Source organism: Curtobacterium sp. YC1, from assembly GCF_016267665.1.
Taxonomy (GTDB): Bacteria; Actinomycetota; Actinomycetes; order Actinomycetales; family Microbacteriaceae; genus Curtobacterium.
Map to the genome: position 1 here is coordinate 1026331 of NZ_CP066341.1, position 23848 is coordinate 1050178.

Below are 23848 nucleotides of genomic sequence, written 5' to 3' on the forward strand. Positions count from 1 at the left end.
AACCGGAAGCCTCTTCGTCGACCCGCGCCCACTCTGTCGGAAAAGACAGTGCTCCGCGTCTACAGCGAAGGAGAAGCGACTGAAATTGATTACATCGACGCACTCAGGCGACTCCCTGAAGTGTCAGAGGCTGCCGCGGTAGAGGTGGTTGTGGAGATGGTAGGGGCAAGTCCGCTGACGCTGGTCGAAGCCGCACGTGAAGCAAAAAGGGTTGCATCGTCGGAAGTTGACTCTTACTGGTGCGTGTTCGATGTTGAGAGTCCGGATTCCCATCCCTACCTGAAAGAAGCGGCGATCATGGCTCGCGACAACGGCATTCGCCTGGCCATCTCAAATCCTTGCTTCGAGGTGTGGCTGATTCTGCACCTCGCGGCACAAAATGCGTATCTGACCACTGACGAAGCGGTTCACCGGAGGAGCGAGCTGGATGGTTCGTCCGACAAGCATGTAGACGCCGACTTGTACATGCCTCGGAGGGGCGACGCCGTGAGGCGAGCCCAGTCGCTGCGGAAGCGGCACGCTGGGGACGGAACACAGTTCCCCTCAGACAACCCCTCGACCACCTTCGACGGGTTTCTTGCGGGGCTGCCGGGTGCGATGAAGTGACCTCATCTCAGCAAGCGCACGCTAGACCAACTCTCGCCGTCAACGGAACGTCCGCTAAACTAGGGTCACAAGAGCATCGATCCGGTCATCACCGGGGAGCTTCCGGAAGAACGCGCGGCGCACCAGCACCTCGTCAGTAGAACCGGGCGGGTTCGGGACCGTCACCACCCCGACGAGAGCGGTCGCACCGGCGGTGCGGCAAGCGAGGTGGTACCGCGGAGTCCGCTCCGTCCTCGTGGAGATCAACCGAACCCACAGGAGTCCCCGGTGCGCTACCCCCTGAACCGTCCCGACGCGACCGCCGCCGACGGCGTCGTCCCCTCGCCGAGCTTCCCCGCCGTCGAGCGCGGGATCCTCGCCTTCTGGAAGGGCGACGACACCTTCCAGGCGTCCATCGACCAGCGCGAGGGCTGCCCCGAGTGGACCTTCTACGACGGCCCGCCCTTCGCGAACGGGCTGCCGCACTACGGTCACCTGCTGACCGGGTACGCCAAGGACGTCTTCCCGCGCTACCAGACCATGCGCGGCAAGCAGGTGCACCGCCGCTTCGGGTGGGACACCCACGGTCTGCCCGCCGAGCTCGAGGCGATGCGCCAGCTCGGCATCACCGAGAAGCACGAGATCGACGCCATGGGCATCGACGTCTTCAACGCCGCGGCCAAGAAGAGCGTGCTGCAGTACACCGACGAGTGGCAGGAGTACGTCACCCGCCAGGCGCGCTGGGTCGACTTCGAGGACGACTACAAGACCCTCGACGTCACCTTCATGGAGAGCGTCCTCTGGGCCTGGAAGACCCTGTGGGACAAGGGCCTGGCGTACGAGGGCTTCCGGGTCCTGCCGTACTGCTGGAACGACCAGACCCCGCTGTCCAACCACGAGCTGCGCATGGACGACGACGTCTACAAGATGCGCCAGGACCAGTCCGTCACGGTCGCGTTCCCGCTGCACGGCTCGCGTGCGGACGCGCTCGACCTGACCGGCGTGCGGGCGCTCGCCTGGACGACGACGCCGTGGACGCTCCCGACGAACGCCGCGCTCGCGGTCGGTCCGGAGATCGCCTACGCGGTCGTGCCGGCCGGGCCGGGAGGCGCGGCTGACGGTGGCGCCGCCGGCTCGGCCCGGTACCTGCTCGCTTCGGACACCGTGGCCGCGCACGCGAAGGAGCTCGGCTACGAGAGCGCCGACGACGCGCTCGCCGCCGTGCTCCGCACGGTCGCCGGCGCCGAGCTCGACGGCGTCGAGTACGAGCGCCTGTTCGACTTCCTGTCGGACGCCGAGGGCTACGAGCACGCCTGGCGCATCCTGGTCGCCGAGTACGTCGAGACCGGGGAGGGCACCGGCATCGTGCACCAGGCCCCGGCCTACGGTGCCGACGACCAGGAGGTCTGCGCCGCAGCGGGCATCCCCGTCGTGCTCTCGCTCGACGAGGGCGGCGTCTTCACGTCGCAGTTCGGCGAGGTCGCCGGCATGCTCTGGTCGGACGCGAACAAGCCGCTCACCAAGGCCGTGCGCGACGCCGGTCGACTGCTCCGCCAGGCGTCCTACGAGCACAGCTACCCGCACTGCTGGCGCTGCCGCAAGCCCCTCATCTACAAGGCCGTCTCGTCGTGGTTCGTCCGCGTGACCGAGCTGCGCGACCGCATGGGCCAGCTCAACCAGGACATCAACTGGGTGCCGGACAACGTCAAGGACGGCCAGTTCGGCAAGTGGGTCGGCAACGCCATCGACTGGTCGGTCTCCCGCAACCGTTACTTCGGCACGCCGATCCCGGTGTGGCAGTCCGACGACCCCGAGTACCCGCGCACCGACGTGTACGGCTCGCTCGCGGACATCGAGCGTGACTTCGGTCGCCTGCCCGTGAACGCCGAGGGCGAGGTCGACCTGCACCGCCCGTTCATCGACGACCTGACGCGGCCGAACCCCGACGACCCCACCGGGAAGTCGACGATGCGCCGGATCACCGACGTGTTCGACGTCTGGTTCGACTCCGGCTCGATGCCGTACGCCCAGGTGCACTACCCGTTCGAGAACCGCGAGTGGTTCGAGTCGCACAACCCGGCCGACTTCATCGTCGAGTACATCGGGCAGACCCGCGGCTGGTTCTACGTCATGCACGTGCTGTCCACCGCGCTGTTCGACCGGCCGGCCTTCCAGAACGTCATCAGCCACGGCATCGTGCTCGGCTCCGACGGCCAGAAGATGTCGAAGTCGCTGCGGAACTACCCGAACGTCGCCGAGGTGTTCGACCGCGACGGCGCCGACGCGATGCGCTGGTTCCTCATGTCGTCGTCGGTGATCCGTGGCGGCAACCTGATCGTGACCGAAGAGGGCATCCGGCAGGGCGTCCGCGAGTTCATGCTCCCGCTGTGGTCGACGTACTACTTCTTCACCCTGTACGCCAACGCGTCCGGGCCCGACGGCTACCAGGCGCAGCGCCGGACCGACTCGACCGACGTGCTCGACCGGTACCTGCTCGCGAAGACCCGCGTGCTCGTGACCGACGTCCGGACCCACCTCGACGCGCTCGACACCCCGCTCGCGGCCCAGGCCGTGCGGGACTTCGCCGACGTGCTGACGAACTGGTACGTCCGACGCTCGCGCGACAAGTTCTGGACCGGTGCCGACGGGGTGGCCGCGGACGACGCCCGCGCGGCGTTCGACACGCTGTACACCGTGCTCGAGACCCTGACCCGGGTCGCCGCGCCGCTGGCGCCGCTCGTCACCGAGGAGATCTGGAAGGGCCTGACCGGTGGGCGGAGCGTCCACCTGACGGACTTTCCCGACCCGGACGAGTTCCCCGCCGACGACGCCCTGGTCGCCGCGATGGACCGCGTGCGCGACGTCGCGTCGAAGGGCCTCGCGCTCCGCAAGGCGACCGGCAAGCGCGTCCGCCTGCCGCTCGCCACGCTGACGCTCGTGGTGCCGGACCCGACGGCGGTCGAGCCGTTCGCCGACATCCTGCGCGACGAGCTCAACGTCAAGCGCGTCGTGCTCGAGGCCCAGGCCGAGGAGTCGCTGGCGCAGTACGGCATCGAGCGGAAGCTCACCGTGAACGCCCGCGTCGCCGGTCCGCGCATCGGCAAGCAGGTGCAGCAGGTGATCCCGGCCGCCAAGCGGGGCGACTGGACCGCGACCGACACCGGCGTGACCGTGGGCGGCATCGACCTGGTCGAGGGCGAGTACACGCTCGACCTCACCGTGGCCGACGCCTCGGTCGCCGTGGCGTTCCTCGACGAGGGCGGCTTCGTGGTGCTCGACACCGTGACCACGCCCGAGCTCGAGGCCGAGGGGCTCGCCCGTGACGTGGTCCGGGCCGTGCAGCAGGCCCGCCGTGACGCCGACCTGGACGTCAGCGACCGCATCGCGCTGACCCTGCGGGTGGACGACGCCGCCGCCGGCGCGGTCCGCGCGCACCAGGAGCTCATCGCGGGGGAGACCCTGGCGACGAGCGTCGAGATCGTGCCCCTCGGGGCGGAGGACACCACCACCGACGTCGGTGACGGTGCGAAGGTGGCAGTGGAGGTAGGACGCGCATGAGCGACGACGACCAGTACGACGGCCACGAGGCGTTCGACGGCCGCGACGAGGACGGCATCCGGATCCCGGTCGGGCCATCCGGAGACGGTCCGACCGACGCCGTGCCCTACGGGGGTGACGACGACGAGGTGCGCCGCGTCGAGGCCGCCCTGTACGCCCGGATCGGCGAACAGGCCCCCGAGCGTCGTCTCACCGCGACCCGGCGTGCCGTCGAGCTCCTCGGCGACCCGCACCTGGCGTACCCGGTGATCCACATCACGGGGACGAACGGCAAGACGTCCACCGCACGCACGATCGAGAGCATCGTCCGCGCGCACGGCCTGCGTACCGGCCTCATGACGAGCCCACACCTGGTGTCCATCCGGGAGCGCATCGTCATCGACGGCCAGCCGATCGCCGCGGACCGCTTCGTCGAGAACTGGGACGACATCGCCCCCGTGCTCGAGATCACCGACCGCGAGCTCACCGACAAGGGCGAACTCCCGCTCACCTTCTTCGAGGCGCTGACCGTGCTGGCCCTGGCGTGCTTCGCCGAGGCCCCCGTCGACGTCGCCGTGATCGAGGTCGGCATGGGCGGCGAGTGGGACTCCACCAACGTCGTGCAGAGCCAGGTCCAGGTGTTCACGCCGATCGCCATCGACCACACGAAGCAGCTCGGTGCGACGGTGGCCGAGATCGCCCGCACCAAGTCCGGCATCGTCAAGCCGTCGTCGGCCGTGGTGTCGAGCCGGCAGGTCCCCGAGGCACTGGCCGAGCTCGAGCGTGCCGCCGAGCTCACCGAGTCCGGCCTGGCCGTCGAGGGGACCGGGTTCGCGGTCACCGACGTCACCCCGGCGGTCGGCGGTCAGCTCGTCACCGTGCAGGGCATCGCCGGGCGCTACGACGACCTGTTCCTGCCGCTGTTCGGCCGGCACCAGGCCGAGAACGCGGCCGTCGCGATCGCCGCCGTCGAGTCGTTCCTCGGTCGCGGGACGCAGGCCCTCGACGAGGACGTCCTGTCCGAGGGGCTCGCCGGGGCCACCAGCCCGGGTCGGCTCCAGCCGATCGCCACGGAGCCGACCGTCGTGGTCGACGCCGCGCACAACCCGCACGGCGCGAAGGCCCTGGCCGAGGCGCTGCCCGTCGCGTTCCCGTCGGAGCACGTCGTCGGCGTCGTCGGGATCCTGGGCGACAAGGACGCCCGCGGGTTCGTCCGCGCCCTCAAGGACACCGTCGCGACCTTCGTCGTGACGCAGCCGCCGGGGGAGCGCGCGCTCGACGCGGACGAGTTCGCCCGGGTCGTCGTCGACGAGGTCGGCGAGGACCGGGTCGTCGTCGAACCGACGCTCGCCGCCGCCCTGCAGGAAGCACGGGACCTGGCGGACGAGGCGGACGCCGAGGACGCCCTCGTGCTCGTCGCGGGCTCCATCGTCATGGTGGGCGCGGTCATGGACCTCGTGCACCGGGAAGGTGAGGCGAAGTGACGGACGCACCAGGTGCCTCCCGGCCGGGTCGGGCACCGCGCACCCGCAAGCCGCGCCGCGAGCGCGGGGCGCAGGAGAGCCTGCTCTCGATCGCCCTGGTGCTCGAGGCGATCATGTTCTTCTTCCCCATGCTCGTCGTGTTCGGCAAGGGCACGCTGCCGCCCGCCGCGGCGTTCGGTGGCGGCATCGGCGCGATCATCGTCCTCGCAGCTGCCTCACGTCTGACGGGCAACCCGGCCGGTGTATGGTTCGGGTGGCTGCTGCAGGCGGCCATCCTCGCCACCGGGTTCATCGAACCGTTCATGTTCGCGGTCGCCGTGGTGTTCCTGGCGCTGTGGGTCTTCTGCTTCGTCAAGGGCGGTCAGCTCGACCGTCAGAACGCCGCGCGCCGAGCGGCCATGGGCGAGGACTGACCACCACATTCGACCCCGAACACAGGGAGTACTGCGTGTCCGACCTCGAAGAGACCCTCGTCCTCGTCAAGCCCGACGGCGTCGCCCGCCAGCTCACCGGTGAGATCCTCCGCCGGATCGAGGCCAAGGGGTACGAGCTCGTCGACCTCAAGATGCTGACCGCGCCGCGTGACCTGCTCGACGCACACTACGAGGAGCACCAGGGCAAGCCGTTCTTCGAGCCGCTCGTCGAGTTCATGCAGTCCGGCCCCGTCGTCGCCGTGCGCGTCGCCGGCAACGGTGTGATCGCGGGCTTCCGCTCGCTCGCCGGCACCACCGACCCGACCTCGGCCGCGCCCGGCACCATCCGTGGTGACCTCGGCCGCGACTGGGGCCTCAAGGTGCAGCAGAACCTGGTGCACGGGTCGGACAGCCCCGAGTCGGCCGCGCGCGAGCTCGCGCTCTGGTTCGCCTGAGCGACGGGGACGACGTGACGAACAACGACCGACCCACCAAGAACGAGCGTCGCCAGCACGCCCGTGAGGTCGCACGCCAGCGTGCCGACGCCGAGAAGCGCCGCAAGCGCCGCAACAAGTGGTTCCTGCAGGGCGGCATCGGGCTCGGCATCGTGGCGATCGCGGCCATCATCGCGATCGTCGTGGTGAACGTGAACAACGCACCCGCCGTGTCCGCGGCCGGGCCGGAGAACATGGCCACCGGCGCGATCCAGTTCGCTGCCGAGGACGGCAAGGTCACCCCGGTGAGCACCCCGGCCGTCTCGGCGAAGGGTTCCCCGTCGGCGCTCCCGACCGCCGGTGCCGACGGCGCCGTCACGGTCACCGAGTACGTCGACTGGGCCTGCCCGGTCTGCAAGCAGTTCGAGGACGCCTTCTCCGACCAGATCCTGGACAAGGTGAAGTCGGGTGAGGCCACGCTGGCGATCCAGCCGGTCTCGATCCTCGACCGCGCCTACCCGGGCTCGCGCTACGCCAGCCGTGCCGCGAACGCCGCCATGTGCGTCGCGGACAACGAGCCGGAGAAGTTCCTGGACGTGCAGAAGCAGTTCTTCGACAACCAGCCGGCCGAGGGCACGAAGGGCCTGACGAACGCCGAGATCGAGGACCTGGTCAAGGCCGGTGGAGCGACCAGCTCCGAGGTCTCCGAGTGCGTGTCGACCGAGCAGTTCAAGGGCTGGGTGACCAAGTCCACCAAGCTGGTGACCGAGGACGAGGCCCTCGCGGGCACCAACGGCTTCGGGACGCCGACGGTCGTCGTCGACGGCAAGCGCCTCGACGACCTGAGCACCGTCGTCAGCGCGATCGACGCGGCGGCGAAGTAGCCCGGACGGCCGACCAACCGGACACGATGGCCCTCGCTCCCACCCGGGAGCGGGGGCCGTCGCCGTGTGCCGAGCGGCCTACGACGAGCCGTGGCCGTGGCCGTCGCCGTGCTGCCGGGCGAACGCCGCGAACGCCGCCGCGTCGGTGAGGGAGCCGTCGTACTGCGCTCCGTCGACGATGACCGTCGGGGTGCTGGTGATCCCACGGAGCGAGGAGTTCGGCACAGCGTCGTGCACCGCCCTTTCCGTGGCGTCGGCCACCCAGCCGGCGAAGTCACGGCGCGTGATGCAGCCGGCGACGTCGTCGTCGGTCGCGCCCGCCTGCTCGGCCAGGGCCACCAGCCGGTCGTCGGTCAGCCCACGCGTGCCCTCGGACGGCTGGTGTGCACGGAGCGACGTGTCGAACGCCAGGAACGCGTCGGGGTCGTGGTCGGCCACGCAGGCGGCAGCGGCGGCGGACCGCGTGGAGTAGTCGGACCCGCGCGACATCCGGTCGAGCAGGGCGATCGGGTGCAGTTCGAGGGTCGCGGTGCCGTCCCGCACCCACTGCCGGATCTGCGGCATCTGGTCCGCCTCGAACTGGTTGCAGTACGGGCACAGGTAGTCCGCGTACACGGTGATGTCCGTCGTCGCGGGGTCCTGCGCCGTCGGGATCGGCGCACCGCCGTCAGGCAGCGCCGGCGTCCGGACGGTCACGATCGCGCCGCGGGACCCCCGCAGCAGGACCCCGTCGCTCGCCGTGTTGCGGGGGCCGGGTCCGGACGGCTGCTCCGACCCCGCGACCGACACGGCGACGACGGCCGCCACGGCGAGCCCGCCGACGACGACCGAAGCGATGCCGAGCGTCCGCGTGCGGCGACGACGCGCCCGGGCCCGCTCGCGAGCCACCCGGGCACGGTCCCGCAGGGCGTCACGTCGCGCCCACCCGCTCTCGTGCTCGCGCATCGGGAAGGGGTCAGAAGATCGTCAGGACGCTCGGGAACACGATGATGATCGTCACGATGATGAACAGGTAGTTGGCGAGCGGGAAGGTCCAGCAGAACGGCAGCAGGGTGCGCCCGAGGCGTTGCGCCCCGGCGCCGAAGCGGCCCTGCGCGGCGTTCCAGATCGTGAACACCCAGAACATCGGGATCGTCACGGACCAGACGAGCATGCACCACGGGCAGAGCGCGCCGATCGACCAGACGGTCTGCGTGAACAGCCAGGTGACGAACACCCAGGCCAGGAAGACACCGGCGTTGAAGGCGATCCAGAACCACCGCGACCCGTTCCGGAAGCCCGCGAGCAGCATCACCGCGACGGCGATCGGTGCGACGAACCCGAGCAGGCCGAGCAGGGGGTTCGGGAAGCCGAAGAGGTTGCCCTGCCAGCTCGCCATGACGTCCGAGCAGCTGATGAACGGGTTGAGGTCGCAGGACAGCACGGTGTCCGGGTCGGCGTACTTCTTGAACTCGTCGAGCACCAGCTGGAACGCCCCGAGGAGGCCGACGGCACCGGTGACGAGCAGGAAGACCGCCATCGCGATCGGACGACGGGGGGCGGGGGCTGACGCGGTCACGCCGTCATCATCGCATGCGGGTTCCGGTGCTTTCCGGATGCGCCGTGCGATAATGCCTGGAGGTCGTGCGGTCCGCCGCACGCCGAGAAGAGCTTTCCGGGTGGCGCCTGCACAGGGCGGTACCCGGGCGATCAGGTGCGGTGAGAGCGCACTGTGGTCGGGACAGCGTCACTCCGACGCCGAGCCGACCCGGGCCGGGTGCCCGGAGCGGAACGGGCGCGGACGCAACGAGAAGTTGGCGCAGACCGGTCACGAGACAACGAGCGCGGGGGCGTCGACGCCGCCCGCCACAACGACAGAATTCCCGCCGCCCGAGAGGGTGCGAGTGGGGCCGAGGAGTGCGCCAGTCCATGGTGGAGCAGAACAACGACAACACGACCAACGACGAGAACGCGCCGAAGCGCCGGGGCCGCCTGTTCGGCGGGCGCCGCGCCCGGTCGGCCGGCCAGGAGGCCCGGGGGAACGCCGAGCAGGCATCCCACGTCGACGAGACCCTCGCGCTGACGGGCGGCGCTGACGCCCGTCCCGCAGCCAGCGTCGCGTCGCCCGGGTCGGTGGACTCACCCGATTCGCCCGACTCGCCGGATTCCCCCGCGTCGCCGGCATCACCGGTCGAGTCGACCGACACCGAGGTCCCCGTCGCGGTGGACCCCGTCGCCGACGGCGGCGCCGAGCCGCACGACGTGAGCACGCTGACCGGTGACCTGCCGGTCGTGTCGGGTGACCAGCAGGCGACCACGACCGACGGGGCGGACGTCAGCCGCGCCTCCCGTCCGGCCGCGTCCGAGCCGGAGACCCCCGCGAGCGCGCCGGCCGCCGAGCCGTTCGTGCCGAAGGCCACGAGCACGCTCAGCCTGATCTTCCACGCCCCGGTGCTGCCGGAGCTGCCGCAGCGCGCGCCGCGCTCGGACCGCGACCGTGACCGCGACGAGGACGACCGGTACGACCGCGAGGACCGGTTCGACCGCGACCGTGACGACCGCGACGACCAGGGTGGCTCGCGCCGCCGCTCGCGTCGCCGTGGCTCGAGCGCCGACCGTGAGGCCCGCGAGCCGCGCGACCACCAGGAGCCGCGCCGCCGCGAGCCGGAGCTCATCACCGAGCCGCAGCGCATCAAGGGCTCGACCCGTCTCGAGGCGAAGAAGCAGCGCCGTCGTGACGGCCGTGACGCCGGACGCCGCCGCCAGGTGGTCAGCGAGGACGAGTTCCTCGCCCGCCGCGAGAGCGTCGACCGCCAGATGATCGTCCGCTCCAGCTCGTCGACGATCGAGATCGGCGTGCTCGAGGACGGTATCCTCGCCGAGCACTACATCACCAAGTCCGAGAACGTCTCGCTGATCGGGAACGTCTACCTCGGCAAGGTGCAGAACGTCCTGCCGTCGATGGAGGCCGCCTTCGTCGACATCGGCCGCGGCCGCAACGCCGTGCTGTACGCCGGCGAGGTCGACTGGAACTCCGTCGACACCAGCCACGGACGCCGCATCGAGTCCGCGCTCAAGCCGGGTGACAAGGTCCTCGTGCAGGTCACGAAGGACCCGGTGGGCCACAAGGGCGCCCGCCTGACCAGCCAGGTCTCGCTGCCTGGCCGCTACCTGGTCTACGTGCCGAACGGTTCGATGAACGGCATCTCGCGCAAGCTCCCGGACACCGAGCGCGCGCGCCTCAAGAAGATCCTCAAGGAGGTCCTGCCGGAGCACGCGGGCGTCATCGTGCGCACCGCTGCCGAGGGCGCGACCGAGGAGCAGCTCACCCGCGACGTGCAGCGGCTGACCAGCCAGTGGGAGGCCATCCAGAAGAAGGTCGCCGGCGGCCAGGCCCCGGTCATGCTGCACTCGGAGCCGGACCTGCTCATCAAGATCGTCCGTGACGTCTTCAACGAGGACTTCACGAAGCTGATCATCGACGGCGAGGCCGCCGGCGGCACCATCGACGAGTACCTGTCGGCCGTCGCACCGGACCTCAAGGACCGCGTCGTGCGGTACGAGGGCCCGGACTCCTTCGAGGAGTTCCGCCTGAACGAGCAGATCGACAAGGCGCTCGACCGCAAGGTCTGGCTGCCGTCGGGTGGCTCGCTCGTCATCGACCGCACCGAGGCCATGACGGTCGTCGACGTCAACACCGGGAAGTTCGTCGGCTCCGGCGGCAACCTGGAAGAGACGGTCACGAAGAACAACCTCGAGGCCGCCGAGGAGATCGTCCGCCAGCTCCGCCTGCGCGACATCGGCGGCATCATCGTCGTCGACTTCATCGACATGGTGCTCGAGGACAACCGTGACCTGGTGCTCCGGCGCCTGGTCGAGTGCCTGAGCCGCGACCGGACGAAGCACCAGGTCGCCGAGATCACCTCGCTCGGCCTCGTGCAGATGACCCGCAAGAAGATCGGTGTCGGGCTGCGCGAGTCGCTCGACGAGGTCAACGCCAAGGTCAACGACAACAACGCCGACCCGGGTCCGAGCAAGGGCCGTCGCAAGGGTCGTGGCAACGGGAACGGCGGGAACGGGAACGGCGGCTCCGGCAACGGGAACGGCGGGAACGGGAACGGCGGCTCCGGCAACGGCGGGTCCGGTGCGGCGAGCCAGGCGCACCAGATCACCGAGGACGTGAAGAACGCCCTGTCGCGGATCGCCGCGTCGACGATCCCGCACGACGAGCAGGACGCCGCTGCCGCTGCGTCGCCCGCTGCCGAGACCACGGTGCCGACGTCGGCCGATGCGCCGACCAGCACGGACACCGCGGGCGGCGAGCAGTCGACCGGTCCGAAGCGCCGTCGTCGCGGCCGTGGTGGGCGCGGGGGCGAGCAGCAGGCCGCTGCCGCCGCCGAGACCACCGAGGCGCAGGGAGCACCCGCTGCCGAGCCCGTGGTCGAGCCCGTCGTCGCGAAGGCGGCGGCGGACGAGTCGGCGTCGAGCGCACCGACGGCCACGGCTGCCGCCGAGCCGGTCGTCGCCGAGCCCGTGAGCGCACCGAAGGCGAAGGCCCCGGCCCGTCGTCGCGTGAGCTCGAGCGCCACCGTGACCCCGACCGACAACAGCGTCGCGATCCTCGACATCCCGATCGCCGCGGCACCCAAGCGCGAGCCGCGCACGGTCGCACCCGACGCCGAGTCGTTGCTCGACTCGGTGCTCCAGGCGCTGCCCGAGCCGAAGCAGCCCGGCCAGGGGCGGTCCCGCTCCCGCCGGGTGTCCTCGCCGAGCATCAGCGCACCGGCGACGACGTCGGGGGAGTCGGACGACGACACCGACGGCACCGTGATCCTGGGGAACTGACGGTGACGAACCCGGGCGACCCGCAGCAGCACCGCGGGTACTACGGTGCGGGCTGGTCCCAGCCCGCACCGCCCGGCCCGGGGCAGCAGCAGCACGGCCAGCCGGGACCGGGCGGGCACGTACCGCCCCACGGCCGGCAGCCGGGGGCCGGTGCACCGTACGGCCCACCGCGTCCGCCACGCGTGCCCGCCGACCCACGGCGGGCGTTCGCGCCCGGCGCCTCGGTCACGAACACGGCCGGCGCACTCATCGCCGTCGTGGCGCTGGTGCTCGTGGAGTTCGTCTCCGGGCTGTTCAACCTGCTCGGGACGTCGCTCCTGGTCAACCCGCTCGCGCACTACGGGGCAGGGGCCGACCTGCTCGGCAGCTTCACCACCGCGGTCTTCGCGGGGCCGTTCCCGTACTACGCCGGGGCGTTCCTCGCGCTGGCGTTCCTGACCCCGATCGACCGACGCAGCCCGCTGCCGAACCTGCTGCGCCGCGCGGTGCTCGCCGGTGCCGCGGGGACCGTCGCCCTGGCGCTCGTCGGGGTCGTCACGGGCACGATCGCGACGGTCCGCTCCGGCGGCGCACGACTCGTCGTCGACGTCGTCACGGGGCCGCTGCAGAACGGCGTGCCGCTCACCGTGATGCTGCTGGCGACCGCCACCGCGGCGTGGCTCTGGCTCGGTCGTCCGCGGCGCGGGCGGGGCACCGCGTCGTCACCGGGCATGCCCGGTACCGTGCGCCCGGCCGACGCGGTCCCTCCGGCCACCGTCCAGCCGCCGCAGCAGCAGCCTCCGGGGCCCTGGGGCGGTCCGGCACCCCGCTGACCGATCGCACCGCCGAACGGCGACGGTGAACGGCCCGACGGACGGCGCCGACGGACGGCACCGACGGACGGCACCGACGGACGGCACTGACGGCTGGCGCGGACGGATCGCGCTGTCCGAGCCACCCCTGGCCGGCCGCGCGGTCCCGCTGCACCACGCGACGTGCGCCAGGCGGTGACCCACGTCGTCGGAGTGGCACCGCACCGCGCGACGTGCGCTGCGTGCCGGACCCGCGCCGTGCCTCCCGTGCGCGCGCTGCCACGCCGGGTGCACCCCGTCCGGTCAGCGGCCGCGCTTGTCCCGCTGCGCCACCCGCAGGCCGCTGCGGATGAGTCGCAGCACGAGCTCCCGGCCGGTCACGGCTGCGGCGCCCGCTGCGACGAGTTCGTCGTAGCGCGACAGCGGCACGTCGTAGTGGTCGTGGTCGAACGCCCGGCGCGGCACACCGACCCGCGCAGCGAAGGCGTGGAGTTCCGCGTAGGATTCATCACTGACGAGGTGCGACCACAGTGTGTCGTGGGCGGGCCACGTCGGCGGGTCGATCAACACGGTCACGTGGCAATGCTACGTGTGTCGCCGTTTGACCGGACCCACGGTGATCGAGTATTCTCGGTCCCTGGTGTCAGCGGGCCGTTCTGCCTGCGTCGCCGATCGGGCCCGGCCTCCGGGAGCCGCTCGTGCAGAAGTGGGCACCCGAGACTTCCCTCAAGCAGAGTTACGTAAGGATTTCCACGTGGTTTACGCAGTAGTGCGCGCCGGCGGCCGTCAGGAGAAGGTCGAGGTCGGCACGATCCTGACCATCGACCGTGCCAAGGCGGACGACAAGGGCAACATCGACCTCGCCCCCGTGCTCCTCGTGGACGGTGACAAGATCACGTCGGCGGCCTCCGAGCTCGCGAACGTGACCGTCACCGCCGAGGTGCTCGACGACCTCCGTGGTCCCAAGGTCATCATCCAGAAGTTCAAGAACAAGACCGGGTACAAGAAGCGCCAGGGTTTCCGCGCTGAGCTGACCCGCGTCAAGATCACCAAGATCGCGTAAGGGAGTCAACTCATGGCACACAAGAAGGGTGCGAGCTCCACTCGCAACGGTCGTGACTCGAACGCACAGCGCCTCGGCGTGAAGCGCTTCGGTGGCGAGGTCGTCAACGCCGGCGAGATCATCGTCCGCCAGCGTGGGACCCACTTCCACCCGGGCGCCAACGTCGGCCGCGGTGGCGACGACACGCTGTTCGCCCTCTCGGCCGGTTCGGTCGAGTTCGGCACCAAGGGTGGCCGCAAGGTCATCAACATCGTCAACGCGTAAGCGACCAGACGATCTGACTCTGCGGGAGGGGCGGGCCACGTGCCCGCCCCTCCCGTTCGCTTTCCAGCAGTACCAGGAGTGGACCCATGGCGACCTTCGTCGACCGCGTGACCCTGCACCTCAGCGCGGGGCACGGCGGCAACGGCTGCGTGTCGGTCCGCCGTGAGAAGTTCAAGCCCCTCGCCGGGCCCGACGGCGGCAACGGCGGTGACGGCGGCGACATCGTGCTCGTCGCCGACCCGCAGGTGACCACGCTGCTCGGCTACCACCGCTCGCCGCACCGCTCGTCGAAGAACGGGCAGCCCGGCATGGGCGACCACCGCAGCGGTGTGAGCGGCGAGGTCCTCGAGCTCCCGATGCCCGTCGGCACGGTCGTGTACGACGAGTCCGGCGAGGTCATCGCCGACCTCACCGAACCCGGCATGCGCATCGTCGTCGCCCCCGGCGGTCAGGGCGGTCTCGGCAACGCGGCGCTCTCCACCACCAAGCGCAAGGCCCCCGGCTTCGCGCTCCTCGGGACCGAGGGGTGGGCCGGTGACGTCAGCCTCGAGCTGAAGACCATCGCCGACGTCGCCCTCGTCGGGTTCCCGAGCGCCGGCAAGTCCTCGCTCATCGCGGCGATCTCGGCCGCCAAGCCGAAGATCGCGGACTACCCGTTCACGACCCTCACCCCGAACCTCGGCGTCGTCGAGTCCGGGGACACCCGCTTCACCGTTGCCGACGTCCCGGGCCTGATCGAGGGCGCGTCCGAGGGCAAGGGCCTCGGCCTGGAGTTCCTGCGGCACGTCGAGCGCTGCGAGGCGCTCCTGCACGTCATCGACTGCGCCACGCTCGACCCGGGCCGCGACCCGATCAGCGACCTCGACGTCATCCTCGGCGAGCTCGAGCGCTACCCGGTCCCCGAGGGCCAGGTGCCGCTGCTCGAGCGCCCGCAGCTCATCGCCCTGAACAAGGTGGACGTGCCCGAGGCGCAGGAGCTCGCCGAGTTCGTCACGGCCGAGCTCGAGGAGCGCGGCTACCGCGTGTTCCCGATTTCGACCGCGTCCCGCAAGGGCCTGCGCGAGCTGACGTTCGCGCTGGCCGACGTCGTGGAGCAGGCCCGTGCCTCCCGTGCGGCGGAGCCGGTGCAGGAGCGCATCGTGCTGCGCCCGAAGTCGGTCGACCAGAAGCCCTTCACGGTGCGCGCCGAGGGCGGCGAGGAGCACCGCTTCTACCGCGTCCGCGGCGCGAAGCCGGAGCGCTGGGTGCAGCAGACCGACTTCACCAACGAGGAGGCGATCGGCTACCTGGCCGACCGGCTCGCGAAGCTCGGCGTCGAGGACGGCCTGTTCAAGGCCGGAGCCGTCGCCGGCTCGACCGTCGTCATCGGTGGCGACGGCGGCATGGTGTTCGACTGGGAGCCCACGCTCACCTCGACCGCCGAGCTCATCACCAGCGCCCGCGGAACCGACTCCCGCATCGGGGCGACGTCGCGTCCGACCCGCAACGAGCGGCGCGAGGAGTACTTCGAACGGATGGACGCCAAGGCGGCCGCCCGCGCCGAGCTCGAGCAGGAGCGCGTCTCCGGGCTCTGGGCGGACGACGACGTCGAGACGGACAGCAGGGGCTGACCACGGGCATGACCGACACCACCGCCCGCAGCGACCTCGGCCCCGTCACCCGGCGCGAGGACATCCCGCGTGCGCGACGGATCGTGGTGAAGGTCGGCTCGTCCTCGGTCAGCGGGGACGCGGCCGGGCAGATCGCGCCGCTCGTCGACGCCCTGGCTGCCGCGTACGGCCGTGGCACGCAGGTCGTCCTGGTGTCCTCGGGCGCGATCGCGACCGGCTTCCCGTTCCTGGGGCTCGAGGGGCGCCCGGACGACCTCGCCACGCAGCAGGCCGCAGCGGCCACGGGGCAGAACGTCCTGATGTTCCGGTACCAGAAGGAGCTCGACCGGCACGGGGTCGTCGCCGCGCAGATCCTGCTGACCGCCGGTGACCTGCAGAACCCCACGCACCGGGTGAACGCGGAACGTGCGATCGACCGGCTGCTCGCCCTGCGGGTGCTGCCGATCGTCAACGAGAACGACACGGTCGCCACGCACGAGATCCGGTTCGGCGACAACGACCGGCTCGCGGCACTCGTCGCGCGGCTGCTCGGCGCGGACGCGCTCGTGCTGCTGTCCGACGTCGAGGCGCTGTACACCGCGCCGCCCGAGCAGCCCGGTGCGGTCCGCATCGACGAGGTGCCCTTCGGCGACCCGCTCGCCGGGGTCACCTTCGGCTCCATCGGCGCGGCCGGCGTCGGCACCGGGGGAGCGGGGACGAAGGTCGCCGCCGCCCGGCTCGCGGCCGAGGCCGGTACCGCCGTGCTCGTGACCGCCACACCGCTGGTGGACCGGGCGTTGGCCGGCGAGCACCTCGGGACCTGGTTCCACGCCGCACCCCGTCCCTGACGGCGGCCCCGCCGCGCGGGTGGCAGCGGGTGGTCGTGACGCGCCGTCGGGACGCCACCGGGTGGTCGGGGACCGTCGCCGCGGTCGCGGCGGCGCGACGATCCGCGACCACCCGGCAGGCCGGGGACGACGGGTCGTGGCCGGTCTGCCCCGTCGGTCGACGGGGTGGACGCGACCGCCTGGAGGCCCGGTGCGGGTCCCGGGACCGGTTGCGGGCCTCCAGACGGTCGCGGTGCACGCGGGGGACGACGTGTGCACGGCCGGAGGGCGGACCGGGCCCGGAGGGGCGGCGGGCGCCCGCCCCGCCCGTCACGGACCGAGGGGCGGACCTAGAATCGGTCCATGTCGCTGACCGCCCCCGCCCCGACCCTGACCGACACGCTCGTCGCCGCCCGGACCGCCTCGACGGCCCTCGCGACGGCGACGACGGCGGTCAAGGACGGCGCGCTCGTGGCGATCGCCGCGGCGGTCCGCGCGGCCACCGACGAGATCGTCGCCGCGAACCACCACGACCTGGTCGCGGGCGAGGATGCCGGCTCGTCGTCCGGGGTGCTCGACCGTCTGCGCCTGGACCCGGCCCGGATCGAGGCACTCGCGACCGCCGTCGAGCACGTCGTGGGCCTGCACGACCCGGTGGGCGAGCACGTGCGCGGCTCGCGGCTGCCGAACGGGTTGCAGCTGAGCCAGGTCCGCGTGCCGTTCGGGGTCGTCGGAGCGATCTACGAGGCACGCCCGAACGTCACGGTCGACATCGCGGCGCTCGCCCTGAAGTCGGGCAACGCGGTCGTGCTCCGCGGGGGATCGGCCGCCCAGCGCACGAACGCCGTGCTCGTCGCACGCATCCAGGACGCCGTCGCGTCGGTCGGGTTGCCCCGTGACCTGGTGCAGACCATCGACCCCTTCGGCCGGGCCGGTGCCACCGAGCTGATGCGCGCCCGCGGACTGGTCGACGTCCTCATCCCGCGGGGGAGCGCCGACCTGATCCAGACCGTCGTCACCGAGGCCCAGGTGCCCGTCATCGAGACCGGCGCCGGGGTCGTGCACGTGTTCCTCGACGCGTCGGCGCCCGAGCAGCGGTCGGTCGACATCGTGCTGAACAGCAAGGTGCAGCGCCCGAGCGTGTGCAACGCGCTCGAGACCCTGCTGGTGCACGAGGCGGCGGCCGAGCGGCTGCTGCCGGTGCTCGCCAACCGACTGCGGGCCGCGGGGGTGACGCTGCGCGGTGACGACGCCACCCGGGCGATCGTGCCCGGGGTCCTGCGGGCCACCGATGCCGACTGGGCGACGGAGTCGATGGACCTCGACCTGTCCGTCCGCGTGGTGCCCGACGTCGACGCGGCGATGGCGCACATCGCCCGCTGGTCGACGCACCACACCGAGTCCATCGTCACGGACGACGTCGACACCGCCGAGCGGTTCCTGGCCACCGTCGACTCGGCCGTCGTGATGGTGAACGCCTCGACCCGGTTCACCGACGGCGGCGAGTTCGGCTTCGGGGCCGAGGTCGGCATCTCGACGCAGAAGCTGCACGCGCGCGGCCCGATGGGCCTGCCGGAGCTCACGAGCACCAAGTGGATCGTGCGCGGCCAGGGACAGATCCGCGGCTAGACTGAACGGCGTCTTTCCCCGACCGAACGGAGCACCGAACGATGACCCTCCTCGCAGAAGCTGCTGAGCACGCCTCCGGGACCCCCGCGTTCGTCTTCCCGCTCGTCGGTGCCCTGTTCTTCATCTTCCTCGGCTTCGTCACCTGGAGCTTCCGCGACGTCGCGTACCGCCACTCGCAGAAGTTCGAGGCCACCCGTCACCACGAGTCGGGCGTGGACGAGTTCGGTCACACCAAGATCTGACCGACCCCTCGATGCTCGAGACCACCGGACAGCCACGCATCGGTGTGATGGGTGGCACGTTCGACCCCATCCACCACGGGCACCTGGTCGCGGCGTCCGAGGTCGCTCGGGCGTTCGACCTCGACGAGGTCGTGTTCGTGCCCACCGGTCAGCCGTACATGAAGTCCGGTGTCACCGACGCCGAGCACCGGTACCTCATGACCGTGATCGCCACGGCGTCGAACCCGATGTTCACCGTGAGCCGCGTCGACATCGACCGCCCTGGGCCGACGTACACGGTCGACACGCTCCGCGACCTGCACGAACAGCGGCCGGACGCCCAGCTCGTCTTCATCTCCGGCGCAGACGCCGTTCAGCAGATCGTCGACTGGAAAGACCATGATGGTCTCTGGGACCTCGCGCACTTCGTCGCCGTGACGCGTCCGGGACACGCCCTCAGCCTGACCGGATTGCCCGAACGCGACGTAAGCTTGCTCGAAGTCCCCGCCCTGGCCATATCCTCGACGGATTGCCGTGACCGGGTGCGACGGGGGTTCCCCGTCTGGTACTTGGTCCCCGACGGCGTCGTCCAGTACATCTCCAAGCACCACCTGTATCGGAGCGTTGCATGAGTTCGTCCGACGCGCAGCCGCCCCTGTCGCGGCGCCAGGCGCGCGAGCGCGAGCGTGCCGCCGCAGCCGGTTCGCAGCCCGCCACGCCGCCGCCGACCGTCGCCGCCCCCGCCGACTCCGGGCGTCGCCCGGGTTCGCACGCCGCACCGGTGTCCGCCGGACCCGCGCAGTCGTCCGTGCCGCGATCGGCGCAGTCCGCAGGGACCCCGCAGTCCGCACCGGCATCGGCGCAGACCGCCGCCGTGTCGGCACCGGGCGGCGTCCCGGCCGCGCCGGCGTCCGCCACCGAGATCGTCCCCGGCAGCGGTGGGCTGACCCGGCGCCAGCTCCGGCAGCTCCGCGCCGCCGAGGCCCACGCGGGACTGCCCGTGCCGCTGCAGGACCCGACGCCGCAGTCCTCGGACCGCACCGTCGACGACGTCCTCGGTTCGGTCGACACGATCGACCCGTCCTCCGCCCCGCGGAGCGGTGGATCGCAGGCCGACCCCGACGCGCAGCAGGGCACCGCGCCCGCAGCCGAGTCGACCCCGCTGGACCGTGCCGCGGTCGCCCAGGCCACCGAGGCCGACGGGTCTCCGGACGCGCTCGAGCCCCTGGACGAGGCCGCCGCCCACGCCGAGGAACCCCGTCGCCACCGCTCGACCTGGTCGCCCCCTGCCGAGGCGGCCGCGAGCGACGAGCCCGCGACGGACGCCCCGGCCGACGACGCCACCGCCACCGCCACCGCCCCCGACGCCGACGCGCCGACGTCGACCCCGAGCGGCGAGCAGCCGACCCCGGCGACCCCGGTCCCGACCAGCGCCGCTGCCGCCACCCCGGCGGTGTTCCCGCTCTCGCTCGACGCCGAGGACGACGACACCAACGAGGTGCCCCTGCCCAGGATCGCGACGGACACCCCCGCCGAGCCCGAGGCAGCTGCTCCGAAGGTCCCCGCGGCGTTCCAGCGCTCGTCCGAGCCCAAGCCCGTGACGACCGCGTTCGCGCCGCCCGCCGGCCACTGGTCGCAGCAGGCACACGACTCGAACGACTCCGAGGTGCACGACGAGGAGACCGGCACGCGCCGTGTCGCCGTGACGAACACCAACGCGATCATCCTGCCGAACTCGGCTCTGGCCGACCCGACCGGTGCGCTCAACGCCACGGGCGAGGTCATCCTGACCGGCTCGATCGACCTGCCGGCGTCGCTGTCCTCGACCGGGTCGCACCGGCCGATCGACGGCGCCGAGGTCGACCGGCTGCTCGAGCAGCACGACGAGCAGCCCGAGACGGACGCCAGCCCCGTGCGGGCGAGCCGTGCGGTGTCGAGCCACACGTCCACGCGCCAGGTCGTCCTCGCCGCGGCGAAGCCGAAGGAGTCGCGCACGCCGCTCGTGCTCGGCGTGACCTTCGGTTCGGTCGGACTGGTCGCGGCCGGCGTGATCATCGTCGCTCTCATCACGACCCACATGGGCGGTTGACGGCCGCGTCCCCGATCGCCGCACCCGCGGCCACCGTCGGCAGCCGTCTGGCCGCTGTCGGTGGCGTGGCTTATGATCGTGACCCAGCAAGCGAACCGGCTGTCCGTCGGTTCGACGACCGGAAGGAATCCGTGACCGCCTCCACTCGCGCACTGGAACTCGTGCAGGCCGCAGCACTCGCGGCCGACGCCAAGCAGGCCGAGGACCTCGTCGCGCTCGATGTGACCGGGCCGTTGCAGCTCACGGACGTGTTCCTGCTCGCAACCGGTCGGAACGAACGCAACGTGCAGTCCATCGCCGACGCCGTCGAGGAACGCCTCCTCGAGCTCGGCGCGAAGACCCTCCGTCGTGAGGGCCGGGCCGAGGGTCGCTGGGTCCTCATCGACTTCGGGGACATCGTCGTGCACGTGTTCCACGACGAGGACCGCCAGTACTACTCGCTCGAGCGACTCTGGGCCGACTGCCCGACGATCTCCCTCGAGCTCCCGGTGGACCACACCGCCTGAGCAGCGACGCGCCCGGGTGACGGCACCGATTTCGTCACCCGGCGTTCGCGTGGTGTACGCTTCCATGGTGCCCCCGGGGAACCGGAGGTCACGACAGCAAGATGTTCTGGGTCTGTGGCGCAGCTGGTAGCGCACCTGCATGGCATGCAGGGGGTCAGGGGTTCGAGTCCCCTCAGATCCACCAACAACCCCCGTTGTTCCTCGGAACAGCGGGGGTTTCCTCGTCTCCGGCTCGGCCCGGCCGCCGCTACGCTGAGCGCATGAGCAACGATGCGCCGCTGTCCGGGTCCCCGCTGACGATCGCCTCCGCCGGGTACACGGCCGACGTCGCCACGGTCGGCGCGACGCTCCGGACGCTCCGTCACGAGGGCCGCGACCTGGTCGTGCCGTTCGACGCCGACGAGGTCCGCCCGGTCTTCCGCGGTGCCGTGCTCGCCCCGTGGCCGAACCGGATCGTCGACGGCGAGTACTCCTTCGGCGACACCGACCACGAGCTCGCGCTCACCGAGCCGACGCGGCACCACGCCCTGCACGGACTCGTCGCCTGGACCGACTTCGTCGTCCGGACCGCCGAGCCCGACCGCGTGGTGCTCGGCACGACCGTGCAGGCGCAGCAGGGCTACCCGTACCGCGTCGAGGTCACGGTCGAGTACCGGCTCGACGCCGAGGGGCTGCACACCACGATCACCGGGACGAACACCGGGGCCGACGACGCGCCCTGGGGGACCGGTCCGCACCCGTACCTCAGCGCCGGCCGCGGGAGCGTGGACGACTGGACCCTCACGCTGCCGGCGGCGCAGGTGCTCGAGGTCACGCCGGACCGGCTCGTGCCGACCGACCTGGTGCCGGTGCACGACGAGTTCGACCTGCGGACCCCGACGCTGATCGGCGACCGGTTCGTCGACCACGCCTTCACCGGCTTCGACCGCGACGCCGCCGGACTCGCCGCCATCACGGTCACGGCGACGGACGGGCACGGCGTCCGGGTGACCTTCGGACCCGAGTGCGGTTGGGCCCAGGTGCACACGGCGGACCACGTCGTCCCCGAGTACCACCGCGCGGGCCTCGCCGTCGAGCCGATGACGTGCGCCCCCGACGCGTTCAACGACGGTGAGGACCGCGGTCTCGTGGTCCTCACGCCGGGCACCTCGCACGCCGCCGCATGGACGATCGCCGCGGTCTGACCGTCCCGGCCGCGCGCATCGAGGTCCGCCGGCTGGACCCGGCTCCCGACCTGGCCGTCCTCGCGGCGGCGTCGACCGCCGACCTCGTCTGGCTCGACTCGGCGCTGCCCGACGGCGCTCCCGCGACGGCACGCCCTCGTGCGCGCTGGTCGGTGCTCGCGTGGACCGACGGGCCGTTCGCCAGTCGGTTCCACCACCAGGACCGCCGCGCGCACCGGACCGTCGCCGCACCGGCCGCGGCCTGGTTCGGTCCGACCGGCTCGGACGACCGTCCGGCCTTCGCGGCGCTGGCCGACCTGCTGGCACGGACGCCCCACCTGCCCGGAGCGGTTGCCGGGTGCGGGTTCGCGCTCGGTTGGGTCGGGTTCCTGGGCTACGAGCTCGGCAGGGAGTCCGGCGGCCCCGATCGCACCGCCGACGGCCACGCCGACGCCGACCTGCGGTTCGTCGACCGCGCGGTCGTGGTGGACCACGCCGGCGGGGCCTGGGCGTTGGCGCTCGTCGCCGACGCGGAACCGGCGGCCAGCGCGCGGAACCGGGCGTGGCTCGAGTCGGTGCCCACGTCGACGGCGTCGGCCGACCCCGGGGAGGTGCCCCCGGGCCTCCCGGACGGGGTGGCGACCGCCCGCGTGAGCCGCGCTGCCTACCAGGACGCGGTCGACGCGTGCCGCGCCGAGATCCGCGAGGGCAACGCCTTCCAGGTCTGCCTCACCACCGCCTTCGCGGTCGGCCGGGAGGCCCGGGCCGGCTCCGGCGCGGACGCCCACCTGCTCGAGTACCTGCGGATGCGTGCGGCGGACCCGGTGCCGTTCGGCGCCTGGCTGCGGCTCGGGCCGCTGCGGGTGGCGAGCCGCTCGCCCGAGCGGTTCCTGCGGATCGACGCCGCCGGGACCGTCCTGGCGGAGCCGATCAAGGGCACGCGACCCCGACTCGTCGACCCCGCCGCGGACGCGGCCGTGCGCGACGAGCTCGCCACGAGCGCGAAGGACCGCGCGGAGAACGTGATGATCGTCGACCTGCTGCGGAACGACCTGCTGCGGACGGCGCTGCCCGGCTCGGTGCACGTCGAGCGGTTGTGCGACGTCGAGACCTACGCGAGCGTGCACCAGATGGTGTCGACGATCGGCGCGGTGCTGCCGGAGGGGGCGTCGCGCGCCGACGTGGTGCGTGCGGCCTTCCCGCCGGGCTCGATGACCGGGGCGCCCAAGATCAGCGCGACGGCGATCGCCGACCGGCTCGAAGGGGCGCCGCGCGGGGTGTACTCGGGGGCGATCGGGTACTTCTCGGCGAGCGGGGCGGTGGACCTGTCGGTGGTGATCCGGACACTGGTGACGGTGCTCGACGACGCGGGTTCCGTGCGGTCCCGCACCCTCGGGGCCGGGGGAGCGGTGACGTGGTCGTCGGTGGCGGCGGACGAGGCGGACGAGGTCGAGACGAAGACGCGGTCGGTGTTGGGCAGCGTCGGAGCCGTGGTGTCGTGGTGAGCTGACAGAGCCGACGAACGTGTGTTCGAACCGCACTGTC

General features: G+C 71.8%; 22 protein-coding genes and 1 tRNA gene. 20 read left to right on the top strand and 3 right to left on the bottom strand.

Features of this window, described 5'->3' with window-relative positions; translation table 11 throughout:
* The first annotated feature begins 48 nt into the window (after positions 1–48).
* The 6 genes from I8920_RS04955 (at position 49) to I8920_RS04980 (ending at position 7337) form a co-directional block, all read left to right on the top strand.
* Complete coding sequence (locus I8920_RS04955) at positions 49–606, top strand: RloB family protein (protein ID WP_198658050.1); 558 nt, start codon at positions 49–51, stop codon at positions 604–606.
* Between the two features lie 267 nt (positions 607–873).
* Positions 874–4143, top strand: coding sequence for an isoleucine--tRNA ligase (ileS, locus tag I8920_RS04960; RefSeq protein ID WP_198658051.1), 3270 nt, complete (start codon positions 874–876; stop codon positions 4141–4143).
* On the top strand, positions 4140–5606 hold the full coding sequence (locus I8920_RS04965) for a bifunctional folylpolyglutamate synthase/dihydrofolate synthase (protein ID WP_198658052.1): 1467 nt from the start codon (positions 4140–4142) through the stop codon (positions 5604–5606). The genes ileS and I8920_RS04965 overlap by 4 nt, the downstream gene beginning before the upstream one ends.
* Positions 5603–6019: a DUF4233 domain-containing protein gene (locus I8920_RS04970; protein WP_198658053.1), complete on the top strand. Its 417-nt coding sequence runs from the start codon at positions 5603–5605 to the stop codon at positions 6017–6019. Before I8920_RS04965 ends, I8920_RS04970 begins: the two co-directional genes overlap by 4 nt.
* A gap of 35 nt (positions 6020–6054) precedes the next feature.
* Positions 6055–6474 (top strand): nucleoside-diphosphate kinase, encoded by a 420-nt coding sequence (gene ndk, locus I8920_RS04975; protein WP_198658054.1) that lies wholly within the window; start codon positions 6055–6057, stop codon positions 6472–6474.
* 14 nt (positions 6475–6488) lie between these two features.
* A complete protein-coding gene (locus I8920_RS04980; RefSeq protein ID WP_198658055.1) occupies positions 6489–7337 on the top strand; it encodes a DsbA family protein in 849 nt (282 codons plus the stop codon).
* A gap of 78 nt (positions 7338–7415) precedes the next feature.
* Here I8920_RS04980 and I8920_RS04985 read toward each other — a convergent pair whose 3' ends face one another.
* Both I8920_RS04985 and I8920_RS04990 read right to left on the bottom strand, forming a co-directional pair.
* The gene (locus I8920_RS04985; protein WP_198658056.1) at positions 7416–8225 is read right to left on the bottom strand and encodes a DsbA family protein; all 810 of its coding nucleotides are present in this window, start codon (positions 8223–8225) and stop codon (positions 7416–7418) included.
* 67 nt (positions 8226–8292) lie between these two features.
* Positions 8293–8895, bottom strand: a complete 603-nt coding sequence (locus I8920_RS04990) for a vitamin K epoxide reductase family protein (RefSeq protein ID WP_232832827.1) — start codon at positions 8893–8895, stop codon at positions 8293–8295.
* A gap of 350 nt (positions 8896–9245) precedes the next feature.
* Between I8920_RS04990 and I8920_RS04995 the strand changes: the two genes are divergently transcribed.
* Together I8920_RS04995 and I8920_RS05000 are read left to right on the top strand one after the other, a co-directional pair.
* Positions 9246–12161, top strand: coding sequence for an Rne/Rng family ribonuclease (locus I8920_RS04995; protein WP_198658057.1), 2916 nt, complete (start codon positions 9246–9248; stop codon positions 12159–12161).
* A 182-nt stretch (positions 12162–12343) separates the two neighbouring features.
* Positions 12344–12973, top strand: coding sequence for a hypothetical protein (locus tag I8920_RS05000; protein WP_198658058.1), 630 nt, complete (start codon positions 12344–12346; stop codon positions 12971–12973).
* A 282-nt stretch (positions 12974–13255) separates the two neighbouring features.
* Here I8920_RS05000 and I8920_RS05005 read toward each other — a convergent pair whose 3' ends face one another.
* Positions 13256–13528: a DUF4031 domain-containing protein gene (locus tag I8920_RS05005; protein WP_198658059.1), complete on the bottom strand. Its 273-nt coding sequence runs from the start codon at positions 13526–13528 to the stop codon at positions 13256–13258.
* A 178-nt stretch (positions 13529–13706) separates the two neighbouring features.
* Here I8920_RS05005 and rplU point away from each other — a divergent pair, with 178 nt between their 5' ends.
* The 12 genes from rplU to I8920_RS05065 all read left to right on the top strand — a co-directional run bounded on the left by rplU (position 13707) and on the right by I8920_RS05065 (position 23808).
* Complete coding sequence (gene rplU, locus I8920_RS05010) at positions 13707–14015, top strand: 50S ribosomal protein L21 (protein ID WP_027464715.1); 309 nt, start codon at positions 13707–13709, stop codon at positions 14013–14015.
* Positions 14016–14027: 12 nt separating this feature from the next.
* Complete coding sequence (gene rpmA / locus I8920_RS05015) at positions 14028–14279, top strand: 50S ribosomal protein L27 (RefSeq protein ID WP_111081199.1); 252 nt, start codon at positions 14028–14030, stop codon at positions 14277–14279.
* Positions 14280–14365: 86 nt separating this feature from the next.
* Positions 14366–15889, top strand: a complete 1524-nt coding sequence (obgE, locus tag I8920_RS05020) for a GTPase ObgE (RefSeq protein ID WP_198658060.1) — start codon at positions 14366–14368, stop codon at positions 15887–15889.
* Positions 15890–15897: 8 nt separating this feature from the next.
* A complete protein-coding gene (proB, locus tag I8920_RS05025) occupies positions 15898–16716 on the top strand; it encodes a glutamate 5-kinase (protein WP_232832828.1) in 819 nt (272 codons plus the stop codon).
* A 342-nt stretch (positions 16717–17058) separates the two neighbouring features.
* On the top strand, positions 17059–18324 hold the full coding sequence (locus I8920_RS05030; protein WP_198658061.1) for a glutamate-5-semialdehyde dehydrogenase: 1266 nt from the start codon (positions 17059–17061) through the stop codon (positions 18322–18324).
* Between the two features lie 41 nt (positions 18325–18365).
* Entirely contained in the window at positions 18366–18566 is a 201-nt protein-coding gene (locus I8920_RS05035; RefSeq protein WP_198658062.1) for a hypothetical protein, read from the top strand.
* Between the two features lie 11 nt (positions 18567–18577).
* On the top strand, positions 18578–19177 hold the full coding sequence (gene nadD, locus I8920_RS05040) for a nicotinate-nucleotide adenylyltransferase (protein WP_198658063.1): 600 nt from the start codon (positions 18578–18580) through the stop codon (positions 19175–19177).
* Complete coding sequence (locus I8920_RS05045; protein WP_198658064.1) at positions 19174–20634, top strand: hypothetical protein; 1461 nt, start codon at positions 19174–19176, stop codon at positions 20632–20634. Before nadD ends, I8920_RS05045 begins: the two co-directional genes overlap by 4 nt.
* A gap of 131 nt (positions 20635–20765) precedes the next feature.
* Positions 20766–21140, top strand: coding sequence for a ribosome silencing factor (gene rsfS, locus I8920_RS05050; RefSeq protein WP_198658065.1), 375 nt, complete (start codon positions 20766–20768; stop codon positions 21138–21140).
* Positions 21141–21248: 108 nt separating this feature from the next.
* Positions 21249–21324: transfer RNA gene (locus tag I8920_RS05055), tRNA-Ala, on the top strand.
* Between the two features lie 76 nt (positions 21325–21400).
* Positions 21401–22324: an aldose 1-epimerase family protein gene (locus I8920_RS05060; protein ID WP_198658066.1), complete on the top strand. Its 924-nt coding sequence runs from the start codon at positions 21401–21403 to the stop codon at positions 22322–22324.
* Positions 22303–23808, top strand: a complete 1506-nt coding sequence (locus I8920_RS05065; RefSeq protein WP_198658067.1) for an anthranilate synthase component I family protein — start codon at positions 22303–22305, stop codon at positions 23806–23808. The genes I8920_RS05060 and I8920_RS05065 overlap by 22 nt, the downstream gene beginning before the upstream one ends.
* Positions 23809–23848: the final 40 nt, after the last annotated feature.

Coding starts and splice junctions, on each gene's coding strand:
- I8920_RS04965 (WP_198658052.1), top strand. CDS start 4,140: ATGAGCGACGACGACCAGTACGACGGCCACGAGGCGTTCGACGGCCGC.
- I8920_RS04995 (WP_198658057.1), top strand. CDS start 9,246: ATGGTGGAGCAGAACAACGACAACACGACCAACGACGAGAACGCGCCG.
- rpmA (WP_111081199.1), top strand. CDS start 14,028: ATGGCACACAAGAAGGGTGCGAGCTCCACTCGCAACGGTCGTGACTCG.
- obgE (WP_198658060.1), top strand. CDS start 14,366: ATGGCGACCTTCGTCGACCGCGTGACCCTGCACCTCAGCGCGGGGCAC.
- proB (WP_232832828.1), top strand. CDS start 15,898: ATGACCGACACCACCGCCCGCAGCGACCTCGGCCCCGTCACCCGGCGC.
- I8920_RS05030 (WP_198658061.1), top strand. CDS start 17,059: ATGTCGCTGACCGCCCCCGCCCCGACCCTGACCGACACGCTCGTCGCC.
- I8920_RS05035 (WP_198658062.1), top strand. CDS start 18,366: ATGACCCTCCTCGCAGAAGCTGCTGAGCACGCCTCCGGGACCCCCGCG.
- nadD (WP_198658063.1), top strand. CDS start 18,578: ATGCTCGAGACCACCGGACAGCCACGCATCGGTGTGATGGGTGGCACG.
- I8920_RS05045 (WP_198658064.1), top strand. CDS start 19,174: ATGAGTTCGTCCGACGCGCAGCCGCCCCTGTCGCGGCGCCAGGCGCGC.
- I8920_RS05060 (WP_198658066.1), top strand. CDS start 21,401: ATGAGCAACGATGCGCCGCTGTCCGGGTCCCCGCTGACGATCGCCTCC.
- I8920_RS05065 (WP_198658067.1), top strand. CDS start 22,303: ATGGACGATCGCCGCGGTCTGACCGTCCCGGCCGCGCGCATCGAGGTC.